Raw genomic sequence first — 22066 nt, 5'->3', positions numbered from 1 at the left:
GTCCATACTGATATCAAAAGGGGGCAGTCATATGAAAAAGTCAGTGTGGATGATCATGATGTGTCTGGTCTTTGTCGCAACAGCATGTCATGCACCGCCGAAAAAAGAAACGACAGAAGAAACCAGTGAGGTTGCAGCACCTAAACAAGCACCGGTTATCACGACACTCATCAATGAAAACGGGCAAAAAATAGGCAGCATCGAAGTAAGAGATTCCTCGGAAAATGGGCTGGATTTACATGTGAAAGCGAAAGATCTGCCGCCAGGTCCTCATGGCTTCCATATTCACGAAACAGGAGTATGTGAAGCGCCAGATTTTGAAACGGCAGGGGCTCACTTTAATCCAACACACCGGGAGCATGGATTTGATAACCCAAAAGGCCACCACGCTGGAGATATGCCTAATTTAGAAGTTGGGGCAGATGGAAAAATTGATGTTGTCGTGAATGTACCAGATGTGACGTTAAAGGGAGGTCCAAACCAATTAATCGATCATAATGGGCGGAGCTTTATCATTCATGCAGAAGCAGATGATTACTTAAGCAACCCTTCTGGAAACTCAGGGAAACGCATCGCTTGCGGAGCGATTACAAAAGAAATGGTAAAATAACAGATGTCTAGCCTTTATGTATTGAGTGCATAAAGGTTTTTTTAGTATACTTGGTGAGGAAAATGATCGAAGAGAGGAATTAATCATAAATGTTTAACGAACAATCACTCCCAGAAGAAATTCAAGCAATGATTGAAGCAAAAGCAAAAGGACTAGAAGAAGAATTCCGTCCGCTTATTGGAACAGGCGGCTATGAATCACAGGATACGTTTATCATACAAGATGCTATGATTGCACTAGCACTCGGCAAAAACGTTCTTTTAAAGGGGCCCACTGGGTCAGGTAAAACAAAACTAGCAGAAACTTTATCTGCTTTCTTTCAGCAGCCGATGCATAGTGTGAACTGCTCGGTTGATCTTGATGCAGAAAGTTTGATTGGCTATAAAACCATTCACAATGATGGTCAAGTTGCTTCTATTGAATTTATTGAAGGACCCGTAACGAAAGCGATGAAAAAAGGCCATCTTTTATATATTGATGAAATCAACATGGCGAAGCCGGAAACACTGCCTATTTTAAACGGCGTACTCGACTACAGAAAAATGATGACAAACCCATTTACAGGCGAGGTCGTTAGAGCAGATGAAGGCTTTGGCGTGATTGCGGCAATCAATGAAGGCTATGTCGGCACAGTGCCTCTAAATGAAGCGTTAAAAAACCGTTTTGTTGTGATTGACGTTCCATATATTGGCGGCGGTATCCTAAAGGATGTACTGCAATCTCAATCTGTATTAAAGGATGAACGGTTAATCGATCAATTCGTGCAGCTCTCATCAGACCTCATTACACAGGCGCACAACGGGCAGGTAAGTGAAGAAGCTGCATCTATTCGCGCACTCCTAGACACATGTGATCTTGCGCAATACATCCCGCCGCTTCGTGCAGTTGAACGAGGGATTGTTGAAAAGCTAGAAGATGACCGGGAAAAAGCAGCGGTAAGAAATATTGCCCAAACATTATTCGAGTGAGGTTCTGACTTTTGAAATTCATCAAATTTAATGACAGCAGAATCGATTCATTTTTATTTATGGAATTAACGGATTTAGCTAAAACGTTAGCAAAAAGTGATGATGTCGAGCTTGAATACGGAGTGCATTCTTACTATGAGCCTTTTGAAAAGAAAATTTTCATCAGCCATTTTTGGGATGATCGTAAACAAGAAGACATGACAGCCGGGCTAAAAAGTGATGTGTTCCTCCGTGCAGTAGGAACCGTTTATAGTGATCTGACTGTCTTTCAGGAAATTATTCGCTATGCCCATACAATTTCCATTCCTGATCTATGTAAACAATTGTTTATGCTGTTTGAAGATATCCGGATTGAAGAGCGAATTAAACGCGATCGCCCAGGAACAAAAAAGGTATTTAAACGAAGAAGAGAGCTGTACCGGCGACACTTTAAGACGCAATTAACAATTAACCAAGAGCGAAGCATTCTAACGGATGCACTCTATTGTGCAATGTATGTGAAGCTGACAGCTGATTCGCCGCTGGAAGAGATTCCGCCTCTACACGAGCGGATCAACCCAATGATTCCGTTTGTTGAATCAAGTCTTGAGCGTGTATATGAAGCGGGTTCAACCGGAGATATCGCAGTCATTGTCAAAGAATTAATGGAAGGCTTTGATGAGCTTCTTGATAAGGATATGCTGAATACGTACTTTTTCTTCCCGGAATTGGACTATGAAAAAGCGGCAAAAGAACCGCTGTTTCATGACTTGAAAAGAAAACCTAAATTAAGTGAGGACATCAAAGTCGACCGGGAAAAAGAGGGCGATGAAGATATCCACCAGGAGTATATGGAAGTGTGGCATCGAGAAACAGAAGCGCCGTCAAAAAGCTTCCTTCAATTTGATTTAGAGCACGGCGGTAAAAGTGATCTCGGGAAGGATGCAGCAAGAGAAGGCGATGACGGAGATCAAGCACTCGGCACTGTCCAAGGCTCTGCCAAGCAAACATACCGAAAAGATTATTCAAAGCTTGAGGCGCTGGAAGAGGCTGAAGGGGAAGAAAGCGGGGCGGATGCTCATGAGAATGGAAAAGAGAACAAATATGCGTTTCCAGTCATGATTTCACCTGATCCTCCCGCGCCAGAACAAATCGATGTATACAAGCAGCACGCTAAGGAGATTGAGCCTTATCAGAAACGCTTAAAACAGATGATTCAAAAAACGCTCGAACACAAAAAATCATGGCCAAAAACGGACCTTCATGCAGGGCGTCTGAGTAAAAAGCTGATTCGTTATTTTACAGTGTCTAACCCGCGTCTTTTCTATAAAAAACAGGCACCTTCTTCGGAGATTGATGCTGTTTTCACTTTATTAGTAGACTGTTCTGCCAGCATGTTTGACAAGATGGACGAGACGAAAAAAGGAATTGTTCTATTTCATGAAGCGTTAAAATCCGTTCAAGTCCCACATCAAATTGTAGGATTTTGGGAAGATACAAACGACGCAACCGAAACCAGTCAGCCGAACTATTTCAACACGGTCGTGTCGTTCAAAGATTCTTTATTTGATGCAGGTCCTTCCATTATGTCCCTTGAACCAGAAGAGGATAACCGGGATGGCTATGCGATTCGCCAAATGACAAAAATGATTTTAAAACGAAGAGAAGAGCAAAAGTTTCTCATTGTCTTTTCAGACGGAGAGCCAGCTGCCTTCAGCTACGAACAAAATGGGATCGTCGATACACATGAAGCAGTTCTTGAGGCGAGGAAAAAGGGCATTGAGGTGATCAATGTGTTTTTATCCAATTCGCCGATCGAAGAAGCACAGATAAAAACCATTCAAGATATGTATGGCAAGTTCAGCATTTTTGTACCAGATGTCGATACATTGCCGGATGTTTTATATCCATTACTGAAAAAATTACTGCATAAAAGCATTGGGGCATAAGGTTTTGCCCCTTTCTTCAAAATATTTTTCGGAATGATTTAAATTTTTTGTTTTTCTGTGAATTTTTTATCTTTAATTGAACAAAGAATGTAGAAAGTAATCCGAAACAGTGGTAGAATATTATTGGAAGCGTTTTATTACATAAATTTGGTCATTGTGTTCTGGAAGTTATATCGAGATAGTGTTCAATCACTTGATGATCAAAGTTGGGGGTAGTGTTCAAAATGTTTCAAAATGATGTGAAACAACCGTTGAGTTGGGAAGAATTTCATGGTCCGAACCTCGGCTATGTGCTCGAGCTCTACGATCAGTATGTCCAGGATCCTACTAGTGTTGATGAAGATCTAAGAGGCATATTTGATGAACTTGGTGCACCACCGAGTGAAATGAAGGAGGAAATTGGGAAAAAAGAAAATAGCGTAGTTACTTCTGAACAAATCCAAAAGATAGCATCAGTCGTTAAACTGGCAGAAGACATCAGAACGTATGGCCATTTAAATGCTTCCGTCAATCCTCTTCGCAAAGAAAAGGAATTACAAGAGCTGTTTCCTTTAAAGGAGTACGGTTTAACAGAAGAAGACGTCAAGAATATTCCAATATCTATTATTAGTCCTGACGCACCAAAACACATTTCAAACGGCATAGAAGCCATTAACCATTTGAGAAATACGTATAAGCGTACCATTTCATTTGAGTTTGATCACGTGCATGATTTCGAAGAACGAAACTGGCTCTCAAAATCGATTGAGTCTGGTGAACTATTTAAGAAAAAGCCAGCGGATAAACTAGTTTCTGTTTTCAAGAGATTAACAGAAGTTGAGCAGTTCGAACAGTTTCTTCATAAAACATTTGTTGGGCAAAAGCGCTTCTCAATAGAAGGATTAGACGCACTTGTCCCAGTACTTGATGAAATTATTTCAGAGTCTGTTACACAAGGGACTTCAAATATTAACATTGGAATGGCACACAGAGGCCGTTTAAATGTATTAGCACATGTGTTAGGAAAACCATATGAGATTATTTTCTCAGAATTCCAGCATGCGCCAAATAAAGAGCTTGTTCCATCAGAAGGCTCTATCGGCATCAGCTACGGGTGGACAGGTGATGTAAAGTACCATCTTGGAGCAGATCGCCAAATTAAAGACGAAGATACAAAGAGTGCAAGAGTTACGCTTGCCAATAACCCAAGTCACTTGGAATTCATTGATCCAATCATTGAAGGAAGCACACGTGCCGCTCAGGAAACACGTACTCAAAAAGGTTATCCAGCCCAAGACGTTGAAAAGGCATTAGCCATCTTAATTCATGGTGATGCGGCATTTCCTGGAGAAGGAATTGTGGCAGAAACATTAAATTTAAGTCAACTTGTAGGCTATCAGGTGGGCGGAACAATCCATATCATTGCAAACAATATGATCGGATTTACAACAGAAAGCAATGAATCTCGCTCAACAAAATATGCAAGTGACCTTGCAAAAGGATTTGAGATTCCAATTGTTCACGTCAATGCAGATGATCCAGAAGCATGTTTAGCTGCTGTTCAGCTAGCTGTAGAATACCGCAAACGCTTTAAGAAGGATTTCTTAATTGACTTGATCGGTTACCGCAGATTCGGTCATAACGAAATGGATGAGCCTTCTACGACTCAGCCGATGCTGTACGATGCAGTCAGAAAGCACAAAACGGTCAAGAATATCTTTGCAGATAAACTTGTTACAGAAGGTCTTCTAACGAAAGAGCAGCGTGAAGAAATCGAGCAGGCTGTAGCGACGAAAATAGAAGAAGCCTATCAAAAGGTGCCTTCAAAGAAAGAGCATACGATTCAAGAAATTGAACTGCCAGAACCAGTATCAAATGGCTTCCCAGCAGTAGATACATCAGTAGAATTTGATGTATTACGAAAGCTGAATGAAGAATTGATCAGCTGGCCGGAGGATTTCCAAGTATTTGGTAAGCTCAAGCGGATCCTTGAAAAACGTGCAAAAGTGTTTACAGATGACCGTAAAGTAGAATGGTCGCTTGGGGAAGCACTTGCATTTGCATCTATATTAAAAGACGGTACGCCAATTCGAATGACCGGACAGGATTCAGAGCGCGGTACTTTTGCTCAAAGAAACCTTGTTCTTCACGACAGTCAAACTGGAGATGAATTTATTGCTCTTCATGAGCTGAGTGATGCAAACGCATCATTTACTGTTCATAATAGTCCACTGTCAGAGGGCTCAGTGATCGGATTTGAATATGGTTATAATGTCTATTCTCCTGAAACGTTAGTCATTTGGGAGGCTCAATTTGGAGACTTCGCAAATGCGGCTCAAGTGTATTTCGATCAATTTATTTCAGCTGGCCGCGCAAAATGGGGGCAAAAATCAGGTCTAGTGATGCTCTTGCCGCATGGATATGAAGGACAAGGACCTGAACATTCAAGTGGTAGAACAGAGCGTTTCCTGCAATCAGCTGCTGAGAATAACTGGACAGTGGCGAACTTGACAAGTGCAGCACAATACTTCCATATCCTTAGAAGACAGGCGAAAATGCTGCTTCGTGAAGAGATTCGTCCGCTTGTCATCATGACACCGAAGAGTCTGCTTCGTAACCCGAACACATTGTCTGAAGTCCAGGAATTAACGGATGGGCAGTTCCGTCCAGTTCTTGAACAGCCAGGCCTTGTGCATGATCACGAAAAAGTATCGCGCCTCGTGCTATCTAGCGGGAAGGTATCAATCGATATTAGTGATCGTTTTACCCAAATGGAAGAGCCGAAAGATTGGCTTCACATTGCGAGAGTGGAACAACTATATCCATTCCCAGCCAAAGATATTAAAGCGATTTTATCGAAACTAAAAAACTTAGAAGAAATCGTATGGGTGCAAGAAGAGCCACAAAATATGGGGGCTTGGGGATACATTGAGCCATATTTACGTGAAATTGCGCCTGAAAAAGTAAAAGTACGTTATATCGGCCGAAGAAGACGTTCAAGTACGGCTGAGGGTGATCCAACTGTGCATAAAAAAGAACAAGAACGAATTGTATCTGATAGCTTGACTCGCAAAAACTAAGGGGGAAATGAAAAATGGCGGAAATTAAAGTACCTGAATTAGCGGAATCGATCTCGGAAGGAACGATTGCCCAATGGCTAAAGCAGCCGGGCGATTATGTGGAGCAGGGAGAATACCTGTTAGAACTTGAAACAGATAAAGTCAATGTCGAACTGACAGCCGAAGAATCTGGTGTACTGAAAGAAGTGCTGAAGGATTCTGGTGACACTGTACAAGTTGGAGAAGTCATCGGAACAATTGCAGCAGGTGAAGCTGGCGGAAGCGAGTCCGCAGCTCCAGCACCTGAGCAAGAGTCTGCACCAGCTTCGAAAGAAGAACCGGCAGCTGCTCAAAAAGAAGAAGCAGTGAAAGAAGAGCCGAAATCTGGTAATGGCAGAACCATCGCTTCTCCTGCAGCTAGAAAACTAGCGAGAGAGAAGGGACTAGACTTATCTGAGATTCCAACCGTAGATCCGCTGGGCAGGGTACGAAAGCAGGATGTCGCTTCTTATCAAAAGAATGAAGCACCTGCAAGTGCACCGAAAGCCGCGCCAAAAGCAAATGCTGCGGTGCAAAATGAGCAACCAGGAAAGCCTGTTGAACGTGAGAGAATGTCACGCCGCAGACAAACGATTGCAAAACGTTTAGTTGAGGTTCAGCAAACGGCTGCGATGCTGACGACATTTAATGAAGTAGATATGACGGCTGTGATGGACTTAAGAAAGCGCCGTAAAGATGCGTTCCTTGAACAAAATGATGTAAAGCTTGGCTTCATGTCCTTCTTCACAAAAGCAGTTGTAGCAGCACTGAAGAAATATCCGCTACTTAACGCAGAAATTCAAGGTGATGAGCTTGTCTTGAAGAAATTCTATGACATCGGCATCGCTGTTGCTGCAAACGAAGGACTTGTCGTACCGGTTGTCCGTGATGCAGACAGATTGTCGTTTGCAGGGATTGAAAAGGAAATTGGTCATCTTGCGAAAAAAGCAAGAGATAACAAATTGTCTCTGAATGAGCTACAAGGTGGATCATTCACGATCACTAACGGTGGAACATTCGGTTCACTGCTTTCAACACCAATTTTAAACAGCCCTCAAGTTGGAATTTTAGGTATGCATAAAATTCAGCTTCGTCCTGTGGCAATTGATGAAGAACGTTTTGAAAACCGTCCGATGATGTATTTAGCTCTTTCTTACGACCACCGAATTGTCGATGGTAAAGAAGCAGTTGGATTCCTTGTCACGATTAAAAACTTGCTTGAAGATCCGGAGCAGCTATTGCTTGAAGGATAATCTCCAATTTGAAAAGCTAGCACCCGTTAAGGTGCTAGCTTTTTTTCTTTTTCATTCTCAGGATTTCCTTTTTTTGACCAATATGTTGCAAGCCAGGAACCAGATAAATTATGCCACACACTAAAAATGGCACTTGGAACGGCTGCAAGTGGCGAGAAGTGCGCTGTTGCTAGAGCTGCACCGAGTCCAGAGTTTTGCATGCCAACTTCGATCGAGATCGCTCTACGAGAAGGGATATCCATTTTGCACCACTTTGCGATCAGGTAACCAAATAAAAGACCAAGTCCATTATGTAATATAACAACCGCCAATATCAGCAGTCCAGATTGAAGAATCTGCTCTTTATTTGCACTGACAACCGCAGCAATGATCACCACAATTCCGGCAACAGATACAAGCGGCAGTGCTTGAACCGCATACGATACTTGTTTTTTAAAAAACAATTTCACAAGAATACCTAAAATAATAGGGATTAAGACAACTTGTACAATGGATAAAAACAGAGCCTCTGGTGATACAGGTAACCAAGATCTTGCAAAAATTAAAATGAAAACAGGGGTTAAAAACGGCGCAAGCAATGTTGATAGGGTGGTTACAGCTACAGATAAAGCTGTATTTCCTTTCGCCAAAAAGGTCATGACGTTCGATGCTGTACCGCCTGGGCAGCAGCCTACGAGAACAACTCCTACTGCGATTTCAGACGGAAGCCGCAGTCCGTAAGCTAACAAAAAGGCAAGAAGCGGCATGAGTGTGTACTGCGTCAGCACCCCGATCAGAACATAAAGAGGTTTTCGAAACAGTTCTTTAAAATCTTCAGCGGACAAGGTAAGCCCCATTCCAAACATAATAATACCGAGTAAAAAAGGAATATACGGTCCAATCTTAGAGAATTCGGCAGGAAAGGCAAATCCAAAAAGTGCAAAGACAATGACCCAAATCGCAAAGGTCCTTCCTGCAAAGTGACTAATAGTTAAAAGAATCTTCATTTATTGTTTCAACTCTCTTTCCTTACATATCTTTTATATTTTAAACGAATTTTCTGAAAAAACAACCCATTCTTTATATTGATGATCATAATAAAATTATGTAAACTAAATTGAATTAAAAACCCCCATATAAGCATTTGCCTATATGGAGTATCGTCTTAAAAAGGGGTCCATTTCACTTGCTGAGCTTGCTTTAGTCGTGCTTCTGGCTCACGCCAGTCAACGACATTCCACCAACGGTCTACATATTGTGCTTTTTCATTCAGATATTGCAGATAGTAGGCATGTTCCCATACGTCAAGAGCTAGAAGAGGGATCACATCCCATTGTGATAGAAATTGATGGCGTTCGGCTTGTAAAATCTCTAATCGTTGAGATCTTGGTGCCCATACAAGAATGGCCCAGCCAACACCTTCTACTTGTTTGGCTGCAGCTGAAAATTGGGATTTGAATGCATCATAGCTTTCAAACGATTGTTCAATGAGACGCAGCATTTGTCCAGTGGGCTTTCGTTTTCCTGAAGGACTCATAGAAAACCAAAAAATGCAATGTAAATAGTGTCCCGCACCATTGAAGGCAAGCTCCCGTTCCCAATGCTTGATCATTTTAAAATCATTGGTTCTTCTCGCTCTTTTTAAGGCAAGCTCAGCTTGGTTCAGACCATCAACATATGATTGATGATGTTTCTGGTGATGCAAATACATAATCTCTTTTGAAATAAACGGTTCTAGTGCATCATACCGGTAAGGGAGCGGAGGTAATTTATGGTCGCCAGCTGCCACATCTCGCATTGCTTCTAGTGGTTTCATATCCTCTGCAATACTTTCAGCCAATTCGTACCACTCTTCTTCACTGGAATATTCATCATTCATGATGAACGATAAATGTTCTGTTTTCTGACGGATGTTGTCATCTTGAACTGCACCTTGAATGGAGCTAAGCCAATCTTTAAGCTGCATGCGATATTCTTCCTTATTCATTTTTACGCCTCATTTCTTCTAAAAATGTGGAACAAGCCATCATTGGAAAGACAAATGGATAGCTATGATAGGTGATGTAAAATTGCTTTGAAAGACCAATGCCTACTGGATAGTGCAAGGCTTCACTCGAGTGCTGATGATGAATCAAAAATGAGATGGCTTTTAAAATTGTTGTGTGATCCGGCTTCTCATATTGTAAAAGTGCCTCAGCAGCCCAAGCCGTTTGAACCACTGTTCCAAATGGGAGCGGGACATATCTTTTTACCTCTGCACTTTTACACGATTCTCCGAAGCTGCCATCTTCCAATTGAATTGTTTTTAAAAATCGACACGCTTTTTGAACAGCAGGATGCGATGAGGGGATGCCAGCAGCCTTTAGTCCTGTTAATGCAGCCCAGGTTCCATAAATATAGCAAACGCCCCATCTGCCAAACCATGATCCGTTGTTCTCTTGATGATCAAGAAGCCATTTTACGCAATGATCTTTTTGTCTTTGCATGAGTGGTGACATGTTGTTCTCTTCAAGACCGATGAGATGAAGCACACGACCTGTAATATCAGGAGTAGATGGGTCAATGGCCGCATCCTCAGCAGATTCGAGCGGAAGATGACGAAGCAAGAAGTGATCTTGATTTTTTTCAAAAGCAGAAAAGCCGCCATCACGGTTTTGCATGGAAAGAAGCCAATCAAACCCTCGTTTCCACTGAACCGGTGCGTAGGTGTGAGGAATGGCTTTTAACACAATTTGCGTATCATCACAATCAGGGTTATTTGTGTTCAAATCTGAAAAACCAAAGCCTCCCGGAGCCGCATGCCGGTTATGAATCGCCCAATCTGCTTTCTTCATTTGCTGCCGGTTCAATAAGTACGTAAAAGACTTTTCGATAACTGGATCTTCTTGTGTTCTGCCTGCTCGCTGAGAAGCATAACTGACAAGCGCTGTATCCCAAACTGTGGATGTAGAATTCTCAGCATATTTCCTGCCCCCACAGTCAGTGACTATCTTTTTCATCCCTTTAACTGCTTTTAAAATGAGATGATGTCCTGGAGAGTATCCAAGACTCATGAGTGCATAGACCATAAAAATACTGGCACTTAAATAGCTGTACAGCGTGCCATCTTTTTCAAGGCGGTCAAACATATACCGCTTCGCTGCCTCATACCCGAAAAAGTCGAGGCGGCTGTCGAGTGCTGTATACGACCGCATGTACGCTAGAAAGTGGTGAGTGGAACGTTCTTCTCTTGCCATAAACCAGTCAAAAGGATTTTTAGACATGTTCGCATCAAGATGTGCTAAGCTTGGAAACTGTTCATGAGAGGTATATCGTTTGTTGAGTGCAATCATCATTGGGACAAAATGAATTCTTGCATATGCACTAAGATGATAGAAGTGCAGCGGAAAGTATGTAGGGATGAGTAAAAATGAAAGTGGCGCATAGAAGTATGGCCAAGGGTGCATGCCATTGACGGCAAGCATCCACTTTGTCATAAAATGAACGTCTTTTAATCCGCCTTTTGATCGAATAAAGTGTGCTGCTTTTTCCATATGCGGCTCATCTTGTTGAAACCTCCCTGAAACGAGCATTCCACAATAGCCTTGCACAGTCGCTGTTACATGTCCCGATTGATCATGATACAAAGAAAAAGAACCATCTTCATTTTGCTTTTCGCGAATTGCTTCTGCCAATTGATGAACGAGTGCCTGGTCCGAATCACCGACAGCCTTTAACAGCATAATCAAAAAAGCATTTGTCATCATTGGGCCTTCAAAGCAGAAGACAAAAGCGCCATCTTCTCGTTGTCTGCGTAGCATTTGCATGTGCAATTCATCAATAAATTCGTTTACTTTCGTTTTGAAATCTTGCATATGCGGCCATGCTCCTTTCCTTTATTACTATATTCAGGAGACTGCCTGTCACATGCAATCACAAAAAAAAGCCGATGACATGGTCACCGGCTTTATAGGCGTCATTAGTCTTGGAGATTAATCCACACACTTTTGACTTCTGTATAGTTGTTAAGGGCGTATGATCCCATTTCTCTGCCAAGACCTGATTGCTTGTATCCTCCAAACGGGGCTGCAGCATCAAAGACATTATAGCAGTTGACCCAAATCGTGCCTGCTTCAAGACGTGCAGCAATGTCATGGGCATGTTTTAAGTTTTCTGTCCAAAGTCCTGCTGCTAATCCATAGTCAGACTGGTTGGCTCTTTCGACCACTTCATCAATGGAATCGTATGGAATCGCAGATAGGACAGGCCCGAAGATTTCTTCTTTTGCGATGGTCATGTCATCTTCTACATCTTTAAAAACAGTAGGGGAGACAAAATAGCCAGCCTCATAAGGGCAATCGCCACCGACAACGGCTGTTGCACCTTCAGATTTACCTTTTTCAATATATCCTAACACGCGCTCATGCTGTTCTTTACTTACAAGAGGTCCGATTTGCGTATCTTGATGAAGACCGGCGCCTTGCTTGAGGGATGTCGCATACTTAGCCATTTGATCGACAACCTCATCATATTGACTCCGGTGAACAAAGACTCTAGAACCTGCAGAGCACACTTGGCCTTGGTTAAACATGACCCCATTTAAAGCACCTGGAATGGCTTTCTTTAAATCGGCATCTGGCAATATAATATTTGGTGATTTTCCGCCAAGTTCTAATGTGACCCTCTTAATGGATTTGGCTGCTTTCTCCATGATGAGTTTCCCAACGCTTGTTGACCCCGTGAAGGCAAGCTTATTTACATCAGGGTGATCGGTTAATGCGTTTCCAGCTGTTTCACCAAATCCAGGAACGATGTTAATCACACCTTCTGGGAAGCCGGCTTTATCCACTAATTCAGCTAAATAAAGAGCAGAGAGGGGTGTTTGTTCTGCTGGCTTTAAAACGATGGTGCAGCCAGTTGCAAGTGCAGCACCCATTTTCCACATGGCCATGAGCAGCGGGAAGTTCCAAGGAATGATTTGTCCTACAACACCAACAGGCTCATGACGGGTATAATTAAAATAACCTTGACTGACAGGAATGGTTTGTCCGCTTATTTTGGTCGTCCAGCCCGCATAATAGCGCATATGCTCAATGGCGAGAGGGATATCTGCATTTGTTGTTTCATTAATTGGTTTTCCGTTATCTAAAGTTTCAAGCTGCGCGAGCTCTTCTTGGTTTTCTTCCATTAAATCAGCAAGCTTGAACATGAGGCGGGCGCGTTCAGCGGCAGACATTGAGCGCCATGGGCCTTGAAAGGCTTTTTTGGCAGCCTTTACTGCTTCATCAATGTCTTTTGCACCTGCTTCATATACATCAATAAGGGTTTCACCTGTGGCTGGGTTAGGAGTCGAAAAGGTTTTGTTATCGTGACTTGTGACAAACTGACCGTTAATGTAGAGTTTTTTCGTCCCTTGGAGAAAAGAATCGAGTTTTGAACTAATTTGAAGTGTTGTAGAGCTCATAAATAAACAAACCTCCTTAAAGATATGGGTTGTTCTGCGAGTTCTAGGTGGAAAAGCGGACCTGAAGCAAATGAACCAGTATACGCACATGTGTGTAAACGTATACATTCATCATATTACACGACATGTTTAAAAGCAATCCATAACACTCATTGCATTTCACGAAAAATTGGCTACAATAAATGTATAGATGAAAAAAGGAGTTTTTAAATCATGATCCATCAAAACTGGCAAACGGCTCAAACGTTAAAGCAAGTAAAATGTATACATACGAATGCGAAAAAATATATGGTCGACCGTGCACTAACGGTTGGAAGCACATATGAAGTGAAAAATGAGACAGAAGAATTCCTCTTTGTCGTTGATAATACAGGTAAAGTAGGCGGGTATTATAAAGAGTATTTCGAAGACATTTCTGCTGAATGATTTTAGTGATCATCACTCATACTAAGAAAAACAGTAAAGGGTGATGATGATGAAAAAGAAGCAAACAGACGAGCAGAATAATCAAAATGCTTGGCATGATCACGAAGATGCTGATATGGCGATTACGCTTGAGCAGATTTCCGATGTATATGCCGAGGGAACCATTGATACACCAAAAGACGAATAGTCCAGATTGTTGACAAAGTGCTAAAATGATCTTTATTTTAGCACTTTGTCTTCATTTTTCAGCGTGACATGAAAACCTTTGCAGTCTAGGAAGAATGAGTACCGGAGCGGAGCGAATTTGACATTCGTGAGCACCGGCGCGCAGGACTGACAAAGAATGCGAGGTTTTGTCTACACGCTGACAGTGATTTGAAAAAATCACTGTTTTTTTATTGGTAACATTCAGCAATTTTTCTCAAAAAGAACTGAAACTTTTTTCCTGCTTTAACTGTCTAAATAAGTAGAGGAAAGAGCATCGAATCAAAAAGAAAAAGTTAAATGAAATTTAATCTATTCGTAATGGAATAACGACCATTTATAGCGTATTCTATAAGTGAGAATAAAACGTACCCACAGAGCGTGCGTCCGTTTTTTCATAAAGGAATTTGATGGAGGAAGAGGGGGTTTACGTGGGTATTTTTTCTGTCAGTAAACAAAATGATAAGAAATTCGAATCCTTACTAATTGAAGGGGAAAGAATTGAGGCTGTTTACAGACTGCGTCACGACCAAATTTGTTTCACCAATAAACGACTGATCTTTGGCGATAACCGCGTATTTTCTAAGAAGAAAGTCAGGGTCTCCTTGCCGTATCGATCAATTGAAAGTTTTGCCATTCAAGAAGCTGGCGTGTTTGATCAGGACACAGGTATGCTGCTTGTCACAAGCTCAAAAGTATTTGAACTCGATTTTTCGAAAGAGACGGATTTGAGTGATGTGCAAGCCATTTTGACAAAACATCTTTGCTGATCAACCTTGCGATTACATAGATCATGCACTTTTCTCATTCTACTTATTTTAATAGATCGCACATTTCCTGAGCCCTTACCCATATTTTCTGGGAAGGGCTTTTTTTGTTTAGGTGTTTGAATGATAGCAAAAAAGGATAAAGATGAAACAGATACAGAAAGGAGAATGAACAATGAAAGTATTAGTTGCTGGAGCAAATGGACATACAGGCAGGCTCGTCATTCGTTATTTAAAAGAAAAAGGACATGAGCCGCTTGCTCTCATTCGAGATGAAAAACAAGCGGATGCGCTAAAGGAACTTGGTGCAGCGCCTGTCATCGGTGATCTTGAAAAGGATGTGACAGATGCTGTGAAACAAGCAGATGCTGTCATCTTTGCAGCTGGTTCAGGCTCAAAAACAGGTGCAGATAAGACGATTGCAGTGGATCAAGAAGGTGCAAAACGCCTTGTCGACACAGCGAAAAAAGAAAACATTCAGCATTTTGTTATGCTGAGTTCCTATAATGCCGATGACCCAAACCAGGGAAAAGGGCAAGGAAGTATGGAAATTTATTATGAGGCGAAAAGAAAAGCAGATGAACACTTAAAACAGTCTGGGCTTTCCTATACCATCGTCCGTCCAGGCGCCTTGCTGCATGATGAAAAGACAGGAAAGATTGAAGCTGCGGAGCATATTCCAGATGATCAAAACATTGAGATTTCAAGAGAGGACGTAGCCGCTGTACTTGTGGAAAGCTTAACGGAATCCAATGTGAAAAATAAATACTTTGACTTGATTAAAGGGGATAAACCAGTAGAAGAAGCACTTCGCACCATGTAAGAGAAGAAAGCTGCTGCCAAAAAGGCGGCGGCTTTTTTGATGTTTTCAATTCCCTTGCAGCGGGAAGTTAATGAGAAAGGAGTGATTGACCGTGGGCTTAACGAAAGAACAAAAAGCTGATTTATACGAAAGATTGAATCAATTAAAAGAAGATGTGAAAGGGTCAAAAAAGAAAGAAGAATCTATGCTAAGTGAATCCAGCGAGATTTCAAATGGTGTTGGGAACCATATCGCTGATCATGGGAGCATCTATTTAGACCGCATGACAGAACAAACGCTGGATCAAGTTGATGGCCAGCTTGAAGACGAAATTGATGCAGCACTAAAACGAATGGAAGACGGAACATATGGGATATGTGAGAAAACAGGGAAAGACATTCCATATGAACGTTTAAAAGCAGTCCCCTATACACGTTATTCAATCGATGCGAAGAAAAACGAAGAAACGACTCAAGACCCAAACGAGTTTGACCGTAATTTCTCTGATCAAATGCGTGATTTAACAAATAGAGAAACAATGGATCAGATGCATTCAGATACGTATGAACGATTAGAGGAAGAGCAGGATGTTGACATAGACGAAGAAAAATAGGATAATAAGTGGAAGTTACATTTTTTCAGAATAATGTTTTCTTATGTGTGCAAGGACAAATATCTTGTATACATAAGTATTTCTTAGAAAAAAGATCTCTTGAAATTTAATAAACTTTCGTGTAATATAGTTTAAAGGCTGCGATGCGCGTAATGTTAATTAAGTTTTAACCTTTAAGCTGTAATAGGGAGTTTTATATTGAAGCCGGAATGTCATGCCTCCTTAGAGAGGAAGACAGGAACGTTTCTGCAAACACCCACTTTGAGGAGTGGTGGTTTAAAACTTTCTTACTTAGATTACGGCATCCGCAGCTTTTCCTAGGATGATTCAAGCCATTTTCCATTTCGGAAAATGGCTTTTTATTTTGTGAAAATGCGAAATTGGACAGATCGCCTGTAGAGGCAAGAATATATGTTAAAATGGACAAAACTAATGACGGAGAGGGAATTGGATGTTAGAACAAGCAGAAGCACTCCTGAAACAATACTATGGCTTTGATGTCTTTAGAAAAGGACAGAAACAAGCCATTGAAGCGATTGTAAATAAACAAAAGGATACTGTCTGCATTATGCCGACAGGCGGAGGGAAGTCAGTTTGCTATCAGATCCCTGCCCTCATGATGGAAGGTACAACGATCGTTGTATCTCCGCTTATTTCTTTAATGAAGGATCAGGTCGATGCGTTAAATGAGATGGGAATACGTTCTTCCTTTTTAAACAGCACACTTTCCGCAGCTGAAATGAATGAAAGGCTGAAAAAATGCGAAAATGGGGAATATGAGCTGCTTTATATCACACCTGAACGCTTACAAAATGAACGTTTTTTTCAGCTGCTGGATCGGTTAACGATCCCTTTAATCGCGATTGATGAAGCGCACTGTATATCTGAGTGGGGGCATGATTTTAGGCCAAGTTATCGCTTCATTCAAGAATGCTTGAACAAGCTGTCAAAAAGGCCGGTGATTGTCGCATTAACAGCTACAGCGACGAAAAAGGTTCACCAAGATATATGTGAACAGCTTGGCATGAACGCAGAAGAAACCATCTTTACTGGGTTTGCTAGAGAAAATTTGTCCTTTCAAGTGATCAAAGGGGAAAATAGTGACCGTTTTATCACACAATATATGAAGAAAAACAGTCTTGAGTCTGGCATTATTTATACAGCAACTCGTAAAGAAGCGGATAACATTTATAATCGACTAAAAAAACAAAAGATCAAAGCTGGCGTTTATCATGGCGGATTGGATGACCATACGAGAGAAGAGCAGCAAAACCTGTTTTTAAATGATGACATCCAGGTTATGGTCGCTACATCAGCATTTGGCATGGGAATCAATAAGTCGAATGTACGTTTTGTGATCCATCATCAAATTCCAAGGGATATTGAAAGCTACTATCAAGAAGCTGGGCGTGCCGGCAGAGACGGGCTTGAAAGTGAATGCATTTTACTGTTTTCACCACAAGGCGTAAGAGTGCAGCGCTTTCTCATTGAGCAGTCAACAGAAGATGAGGTGCGCTATCAGCATGAACTGCTTAAATTAAGGCAAATGGTGGATTACTGTCATACTGAGCAATGTCTGCAGCAATTTGTGATGGACTATTTTGATCAAACAGCTAGTTCGCCTTGCGGTAAATGCAGCAACTGCCTTGATGAAAGAGAGCGTGAAGAGGTCACAAGAGAAGCACAGATGGTGTTATCTTGTACAGTGAGGATGAATGAGCGATTCGGTAAAATGATGATAGCCCAAGTACTGGCAGGCTCTAAAAACAAAAAAGTGCTTGAGCTAGGTTTCGACCGTCTCCCTACATATGCTTTAATGAAACAACATTCGGCTCAGCAAATCAGTGACTTCATTGAATTTTTAATTACAGAAGAGTATTTGCACATGTCTGAAGGTGCTTACCCAACACTTAAGGTGACCCATAAAGGGAAGAAAGTGTTAGTTGGACAAGAGACAGTGTATAAAAAGCAGGCGATCAAAGCAGAGGCCATTCAAGAAAATGATGCATTATTTGAGCGATTGAGAATGCTGAGAATGAAGCTAGCTAGAGAGCAAGGCGTCCCGCCATTTGTTGTATTTTCTGATCAAACATTGAAGGAAATGTCAGCTGTAGAGCCTAAAACAGATGATGAATTACTCCAAATTAAGGGGATTGGCGCTCAAAAAAGAGAGAAATACGGAGATGTTTTTTTAGAAGAAATTCGTTTATTTATAGAAAAAGAGAAAAAATAAAGTGTTTAAAGAAGAAAAATAAATTTTTTTCGCTGCACTTGGACACGTTTTCATCAGGTCGTTTTCGATCCTTTTAAAACCTTGATATGGCGGGGAATCAAGCCGTTTTGTGGTCTGATTTACCAATGGAGAGAGATGTTTCATGTAAAGGAACTGTAATCTAAAACATATCGTTTTGTTATTGAAATGACATTTACATATGTTACGATAGCACTCGTTAGCCGCCATAAAAAGCTAACAAGGGAGGATTTACTTTATGAAGAAGACTATTATGTCCTTGGTTGCTGTTGCAGCAATCTCAACAACAGCATTTGGAGCGCAGCAAGCTTCTGCAAAGGAAATCACTGTACAGAAAGGTGATACACTTTGGGGAATCTCACAAAAAAATGATGTGTCTCTAAAGGACCTAAAGGGTTGGAACAATTTATCTACTGATATGATCTATGTAGGTGATAAATTGACAATCTCTTCAAAAGAGAAAACTCAGGAGCAGTATAAAGTCCAGAAGGGGGACAGCCTCTGGAAAATCGCTCAAAAATTTAATGTGTCAATTAGCGATATTAAGTCTTGGAATAACTTAAACTCAGATATAATTATGATTGGTTCAACACTAAGTGTTGCTGGTCAAAGCTCGGCTCCGGTAAGCTCAGAACCTGTTCAAAAACAGGAACCTGTCCAAAAAGAGCAAACAACGAAAAAAGCTGCTCCTAAAAAGGAAACAGCTAAAGCAGAATCATCTTCTGCTAGTCAAAGTGTACAAAAAGAAATGACTGTTACGGCTACGGCTTATACAGCAAATGATGGTGGCATCTCAGGTATCACTGCAACAGGGGTAAACTTAAACAAAAACCCAAACGCAAAAGTTATTGCAGTAGATCCTAGTGTCATTCCATTAGGAAGTAAGGTTTATGTTGAAGGCTACGGTGAAGCCATCGCAGCAGATACTGGCGGCGCAATTAAAGGTAACAAAATTGATGTACATGTACCAAGCAAATCCCAAGCGCAAAATTGGGGCGTAAAATCAGTCAAAGTAAAAGTACTTAACTAGTAAACAATTGTTTTTTTGGAAGAAAGCATCAGGTGGCGGCCTGATGCTTTTATTATACCCTTTTTTTGGTCAAAAATACACATATTTTTCTGAAAAGTTTGCATTTTCGACAAAAAGCAGCGCATATCTTATGATACACGCTGGTTTTTGTCGTTAGCTGTCCACCCAATAAATTTCTCCGCTTTGTTCTTTCCAATTGATTTGGACATCAAATTGATGCTTTTCATAAAAATGAATCAAGCGATCCACGTGATTCCAGTCCCTTTTGACGAGGTCGCCAGTAATCACTGGTATGTTCTGCTCTCTTGCGATTTCTTTTAAATGCTTCATACAGATGGAGCCGTACCCATTATCTGGCGGGCCTTTAATATCGGCAATATGAATCTTTCCTTCTTCAGGATATTCCGCAATTAAGGAAAAATCAGATTGTCCGCGAAAAGCTTTTTCACAATCGCTCAACATAATTTTACATGTATCTGCACTTTCAATGGCAGAGACGATCATCCACTCATCTTCTTTCGCTTGATCGATGCCAATGATTTTTGCTTTTTTCGAAATATCTTTCATATTTTCTTGCATTCGATACATTTGGAACTGCAATTGCTGTAATTCTTGCTCTAACGTCTTCACATCTTTGGCTGTTTCCTGTAAGATTGACAAGTCCATTACTCCTTTCATATCAGAAATGATAAAAATCACATAAATTCCAATTCTAAAGGAAGTGGATGGATCTTTCAAGCCGTTAGAACGTCTGCAACCCTTAAGTTTGTCTAAAATTCGACGAAGACAGCGAATTCATTGACTTTATAGAGAAAGTTAAATAACATACTCTTAGTCGGAACTAATAAAGAGAGGTTTTCAAACATGAACGAACAGAATCAAAAACCGAAAAATTTCACTGGTATTGTGATCATTTTAACAATTGCCATAAACGGATTAATCGCTTTATTATTTTTAATGCCAAAATCAGATAAATTTAGCCATCTGGATATTACATTTTTGCCGTTACTTAATGCCGTGATGAACAGCTTTACGTTTATCTTTTTACTTTCAGCACTCATCATGATTAAACAAAAGAACATTAAAGCGCATAGACGATTTATCTTTGCTGCATTTTCAACGACACTTGTCTTTTTAATTTCGTATGTGACATATCATTCAATGGCAGCTGATACCCATTTCGGAGGAGAAGGGATCATCCGTCCAATTTACTTCTTTATTTTAATCACACATATCGTCTTATCAGCTGTAATTGTACCGCTTGCCCTGATTACTCTGTTTAGAGGTGCACAGATGCAAGTCGAGCGTCACCGTAAAATTGCCCGCTGGACAATGCCGCTATGGCTTTATGTCAGTCTCACTGGCGTCATTGTGTATATGATGATTTCTCCATATTACAGCTAACGTATGCCCAACTGGACATACGTTCTTTTATTTACAAGAGGCAGTGCTTTGGATAAAATGGGAATTGGGTATCCGACTTGCACGGTATCTTCCCATCTATAGACTCACATCATTTCTGGCCGTTTGCTCGTTTGGAGAACAACAATTGAACGAAACGGGGGTTGTATGATGACTGAACAACTGCAGTATAAACCGGGGCTTGAAGACATTGTGGCAAGCGAAACGTCTATCTCATACTTAGATGTGCAGCAAGAAGAAATTGTAATTCGCGGGTATGACCTCATCGAGTTGGCACAAAAAAAGACCTATTTAGAAACAGCCTATCTGCTTATTTATGGAAGATTACCAGATACCATGGAATATCACCAATTTCAGCAAGACATTTCCTCACAAACCAACTTACATCCAACCATTCAAACCATTTTAACAAAGCTGCCAAAAACCACTCATCCTATGGATGCCATGAGAACGTGCATATCTGCTCTTAGTGGGTACGATGATGCATTACATGATCGATCAGAAGCGTGCCAGCAAAGGCGTGCTGTTCGATTACTCGGCCAGCTGCCGGCCATTGTTGCTGGAAGCTATCATATTCTCACAAAAGACGCCGCTATTTCTCCAGATCAGACCAAATCCTACACTGAAACCTTTTTAGCCATGCTCACAGGACGTACTCCAACACAAGACGAAATCACCGCTTTTGACCAAACACTCACATTATATAGTGAACATGAACTGCCTAATTCAACGTTTGCCGCTAGAGTCATCGCATCCACACATTCTGACATGTATGGTGCTTTTACTGGAGCGATTTCTTCATTAAAAGGTGACTTGCACGGGGGAGCGAATGAAGCTGTCATGCACATGCTTCTCGAAGGAAAAACAACGGAAGGATTCCTTGCGCTGATTGAACGAAAATTAGCCGCAAAAGAAAAAATGATGGGCTTTGGCCATAGGGTATACATGAGAAAAATGGACCCAAGAGCCGCTCTTTTAAAACGATCATTGAAAACGCTTACGGAATCAAAGGGAGATACAACGCTTTATGACATGTGTGTAGCAGGAGAGGCATACATGAAAGAGAAGAAAAACCTCTATCCGAATCTTGATTATTACGCTGCACCTATTTATTACGTGCTCGGGATTCCGATTTCACTTTATACACCGATTTTCTTTGCTGCGAGAGCTAGCGGATTAGCTGCCCATGTCATTGAACAGCATTTGCATAATCGCATTTTTAGACCGAGAGTCCGGTATTTAGGGCCAAGAGGATTAAAAGTCTCAGATGATGATAGAAAAACGGGGGAATGA

At 41.1% G+C, this 22066-nt stretch carries 19 protein-coding genes and 1 other RNA gene; 15 read left to right on the top strand and 5 right to left on the bottom strand.

Annotation, left to right across the window (positions count from 1 at the left end; genetic code table 11):
- Positions 1–31: 31 nt before the first annotated feature.
- The 5 genes from C6344_RS05400 (at position 32) to odhB (ending at position 7836) form a co-directional block, all read left to right on the top strand.
- Positions 32–610, top strand: a complete 579-nt coding sequence (locus tag C6344_RS05400) for a superoxide dismutase family protein (protein ID WP_060596552.1) — start codon at positions 32–34, stop codon at positions 608–610.
- A gap of 89 nt (positions 611–699) precedes the next feature.
- A complete protein-coding gene (locus C6344_RS05395; RefSeq protein WP_060596551.1) occupies positions 700–1578 on the top strand; it encodes an ATP-binding protein in 879 nt (292 codons plus the stop codon).
- 11 nt (positions 1579–1589) lie between these two features.
- Positions 1590–3506, top strand: coding sequence for a vWA domain-containing protein (locus C6344_RS05390; RefSeq protein WP_106072813.1), 1917 nt, complete (start codon positions 1590–1592; stop codon positions 3504–3506).
- 224 nt (positions 3507–3730) lie between these two features.
- Complete coding sequence (gene sucA / locus C6344_RS05385) at positions 3731–6565, top strand: 2-oxoglutarate dehydrogenase E1 component (RefSeq protein ID WP_106037312.1); 2835 nt, start codon at positions 3731–3733, stop codon at positions 6563–6565.
- Between the two features lie 14 nt (positions 6566–6579).
- Positions 6580–7836, top strand: coding sequence for a 2-oxoglutarate dehydrogenase complex dihydrolipoyllysine-residue succinyltransferase (gene odhB, locus C6344_RS05380; RefSeq protein WP_034660924.1), 1257 nt, complete (start codon positions 6580–6582; stop codon positions 7834–7836).
- 26 nt (positions 7837–7862) lie between these two features.
- Here odhB and C6344_RS05375 read toward each other — a convergent pair whose 3' ends face one another.
- The 4 genes from C6344_RS05375 to C6344_RS05360 form a co-directional block, all read right to left on the bottom strand.
- On the bottom strand, positions 7863–8822 hold the full coding sequence (locus tag C6344_RS05375; RefSeq protein ID WP_106031090.1) for a bile acid:sodium symporter family protein: 960 nt from the start codon (positions 8820–8822) through the stop codon (positions 7863–7865).
- 158 nt (positions 8823–8980) lie between these two features.
- On the bottom strand, positions 8981–9802 hold the full coding sequence (locus C6344_RS05370) for a superoxide dismutase (protein WP_060596547.1): 822 nt from the start codon (positions 9800–9802) through the stop codon (positions 8981–8983).
- Positions 9795–11669, bottom strand: coding sequence for a terpene cyclase/mutase family protein (locus C6344_RS05365; protein ID WP_106072812.1), 1875 nt, complete (start codon positions 11667–11669; stop codon positions 9795–9797). The genes C6344_RS05370 and C6344_RS05365 overlap by 8 nt, the downstream gene beginning before the upstream one ends.
- A 104-nt stretch (positions 11670–11773) precedes the next feature.
- The gene (locus C6344_RS05360; RefSeq protein WP_060596545.1) at positions 11774–13258 is read right to left on the bottom strand and encodes an aldehyde dehydrogenase family protein; all 1485 of its coding nucleotides are present in this window, start codon (positions 13256–13258) and stop codon (positions 11774–11776) included.
- 213 nt (positions 13259–13471) lie between these two features.
- Between C6344_RS05360 and C6344_RS05355 the strand changes: the two genes are divergently transcribed.
- The 8 genes from C6344_RS05355 to C6344_RS05320 all read left to right on the top strand — a co-directional run bounded on the left by C6344_RS05355 (position 13472) and on the right by C6344_RS05320 (position 19351).
- Positions 13472–13684, top strand: a complete 213-nt coding sequence (locus tag C6344_RS05355) for a DUF6501 family protein (protein WP_012010250.1) — start codon at positions 13472–13474, stop codon at positions 13682–13684.
- Positions 13685–13733: 49 nt separating this feature from the next.
- On the top strand, positions 13734–13871 hold the full coding sequence (locus C6344_RS05350; protein WP_223249850.1) for a DUF4025 domain-containing protein: 138 nt from the start codon (positions 13734–13736) through the stop codon (positions 13869–13871).
- 448 nt (positions 13872–14319) lie between these two features.
- Positions 14320–14658, top strand: a complete 339-nt coding sequence (locus C6344_RS05345; RefSeq protein ID WP_024422682.1) for a PH domain-containing protein — start codon at positions 14320–14322, stop codon at positions 14656–14658.
- A gap of 172 nt (positions 14659–14830) precedes the next feature.
- Entirely contained in the window at positions 14831–15478 is a 648-nt protein-coding gene (locus tag C6344_RS05340; RefSeq protein ID WP_106072811.1) for an SDR family oxidoreductase, read from the top strand.
- A gap of 91 nt (positions 15479–15569) precedes the next feature.
- Positions 15570–16070 (top strand): TraR/DksA family transcriptional regulator, encoded by a 501-nt coding sequence (locus tag C6344_RS05335; protein WP_066030771.1) that lies wholly within the window; start codon positions 15570–15572, stop codon positions 16068–16070.
- Positions 16071–16202: 132 nt separating this feature from the next.
- A non-coding RNA gene (gene ssrS / locus C6344_RS05330) (6S RNA) lies at positions 16203–16388 on the top strand.
- A 133-nt stretch (positions 16389–16521) separates the two neighbouring features.
- On the top strand, positions 16522–18303 hold the full coding sequence (gene recQ, locus C6344_RS05325; RefSeq protein WP_106071660.1) for a DNA helicase RecQ: 1782 nt from the start codon (positions 16522–16524) through the stop codon (positions 18301–18303).
- Positions 18304–18559: 256 nt separating this feature from the next.
- On the top strand, positions 18560–19351 hold the full coding sequence (locus C6344_RS05320) for a LysM peptidoglycan-binding and 3D domain-containing protein (protein WP_060596542.1): 792 nt from the start codon (positions 18560–18562) through the stop codon (positions 19349–19351).
- A 153-nt stretch (positions 19352–19504) separates the two neighbouring features.
- Here the strand turns inward: C6344_RS05320 and C6344_RS05315 are convergent, their stop codons facing one another.
- Positions 19505–20017 (bottom strand): GNAT family protein, encoded by a 513-nt coding sequence (locus C6344_RS05315; RefSeq protein ID WP_060596695.1) that lies wholly within the window; start codon positions 20015–20017, stop codon positions 19505–19507.
- A 198-nt stretch (positions 20018–20215) separates the two neighbouring features.
- Here C6344_RS05315 and C6344_RS05310 point away from each other — a divergent pair, with 198 nt between their 5' ends.
- Together C6344_RS05310 and mmgD are read left to right on the top strand one after the other, a co-directional pair.
- Entirely contained in the window at positions 20216–20755 is a 540-nt protein-coding gene (locus C6344_RS05310) for a DUF420 domain-containing protein (RefSeq protein ID WP_003215636.1), read from the top strand.
- A 168-nt stretch (positions 20756–20923) separates the two neighbouring features.
- On the top strand, positions 20924–22066 hold the full coding sequence (gene mmgD, locus C6344_RS05305) for a citrate synthase (RefSeq protein ID WP_060596541.1): 1143 nt from the start codon (positions 20924–20926) through the stop codon (positions 22064–22066).

It is taken from the genome of Bacillus sp. GBSW19, assembly GCF_002998655.1.
Lineage (GTDB): Bacteria > Bacillota > Bacilli > Bacillales > Bacillaceae > Bacillus.
Note: the sequence above shows the minus strand (reverse complement) of the source record. Positions and strands in the feature narration are given on the sequence as shown.